This window comes from Streptomyces viridosporus (genome assembly GCF_002078235.1).
Lineage (GTDB): Bacteria > Actinomycetota > Actinomycetes > Streptomycetales > Streptomycetaceae > Streptomyces > Streptomyces viridosporus.
The window spans coordinates 1-1,756 of the sequence record NZ_MSGP01000718.1 but is presented as its reverse complement, the minus strand read 5'-3'; the positions used below and the strand labels follow the sequence as shown (position 1 = coordinate 1,756).

Annotated in this window: 2 protein-coding genes; both read left to right on the top strand. The window is 70.4% G+C overall.

The window, feature by feature from the left end; all coding sequences use genetic code 11:
• A partial coding sequence (locus B7L92_RS36440) for a peptide chain release factor-like protein (RefSeq protein ID WP_081241450.1) occupies positions 1-680 on the top strand: 680 nt, incomplete at its 5' end.
• 306 nt (positions 681-986) lie between these two features.
• On the top strand, positions 987-1,604 hold the full coding sequence (locus B7L92_RS36435) for an LPXTG cell wall anchor domain-containing protein (protein WP_081241449.1): 618 nt from the start codon (positions 987-989) through the stop codon (positions 1,602-1,604).
• The last annotated feature ends 152 nt before the right edge of the window (positions 1,605-1,756 follow it).

Sequence of the window (1,756 nt, the reverse complement as noted above, 5' to 3'; positions counted from 1 at the left end):
CGTGCTGCTCGGCCCAGCGCATGTACCTGCGCTGGGCCGAGCAGCACGGCTACAAGACCGAGGTCTACGAGACGTCCTACGCGGAGGAGGCCGGCATCAAGTCGACCACCTTCGCCGTCCAGGTGCCCTACGCCTACGGCACCCTCTCGGTCGAGCAGGGCACCCACCGCCTGGTGCGCATCTCGCCCTTCGACAACCAGGGCCGGCGCCAGACCTCCTTCGCCGGCGTCGAGGTGCTCCCCGTCGTCGAGCAGTCCGACCACGTCGACATCGACGAGTCCGACCTGCGCGTCGACGTCTACCGCTCCTCCGGCCCCGGCGGCCAGGGCGTGAACACCACCGACTCCGCGGTGCGCATCACGCACATCCCCACCGGCATCGTGGTCTCCTGCCAGAACGAGCGCTCCCAGATCCAGAACCGCGCCACCGCGATGAACGTCCTCCAGGCCAAGCTGCTGGAGCGGCGCCGTCAGGAGGAGCAGGCCAAGATGGACGCCCTCAAAGGCGACGGCGGCAACTCCTGGGGCAACCAGATGCGTTCGTACGTGCTGCACCCGTACCAGATGGTCAAGGACCTGCGCACGGAGCACGAGGTCGGCAACCCCGAGTCCGTGTTCAACGGCGAGATCGACGGCTTCCTGGAGGCCGGGATTCGCTGGCGCAAGCAGCGGGAGAAGTAGCCCCCGCGCGAACAGCGCTTTGTCGACAAGGCAACTGCCGCCCCTCCGGCGGCAGTTGCCTTTCTCATGTCGGGATGTCTGGGTTTTACATCACACTCACGGCCTCGTTGTTCGGCAAAGCGTGCGTAGGGGGACATCGCGTACGCAACGGCCTTGACGTTCTTTTGAAAACTCGGAAGGGTGACGCGTGGCATGCGCATCTCCGGGGCGCATGTGAACCGGGGGGCGTTTCATCGTAGTCACCCCCGTTGATCACAGCCCTGGGCGCTGCCTCATCGACGATGAGCTACTGGGGGTAGCAACCACATGACCAAGAAGACGCGGATCCGTGTCGCTCGGATCGCGGCCGGTGCCGTGATCGCGGCCGGCGCCTCGCTGACCGCGGCCGGCGCGGCCTCCGCCTTCGAGATCGGCGTGAGCGCCGGGGCGAACGACGGGGGCGTCGGCCTCGACGTCGGGGTCACGGACGGCGACGAGCCCACGGAGGGTCCGACCGAGCCGGAGGAGCCCACGGACCCGCCCACCACGATCCCTGAGCAGCCCTCCGCGGAGCCGACCCTCCCGGAGGAGCCCACGACCGAGCCCACCGAGCCCACCGAGCCCACCGAGGAGCCCTCCGAGACCGCCCCGGGCGGCGGCACCGGCGGTGGCAACGGTGGCGGCGGCAACGGTGGGGGCACCGGCGGCAACGCCGCCGACCCCAACGGTGGCCCCTCCACCCAGGAGGAGGGCTCCTCGGCGCTCACCGACACCGGCGACGAGGCCCCGGCACCCTCCGCCCAGAGCAACGGCAAGGAGCTGGCCGAGACCGGTGCCGCCGAGATGACCTTCCTGGTGGTCGGCGCCGCCACGATGATTGCCGGAGGCATCGGCTTCCGGGTGCTGCCGCGCCTCATGACCGGCCGCGGCGGCGCTGCCGCCTGATGGTGGCCGTGCGCTCACACGGCGTACGCATGACGTAGGCCGAGGGGCCCGGAGCGCGATCGCGCTCCGGGCCCCTCGTACGTCTCGGTGTGTGTCCCGCCCCGGTGCCGGGCCGGTGTCAGGCGGTCTGGTGGGCGAGCAGCGCCACCGCC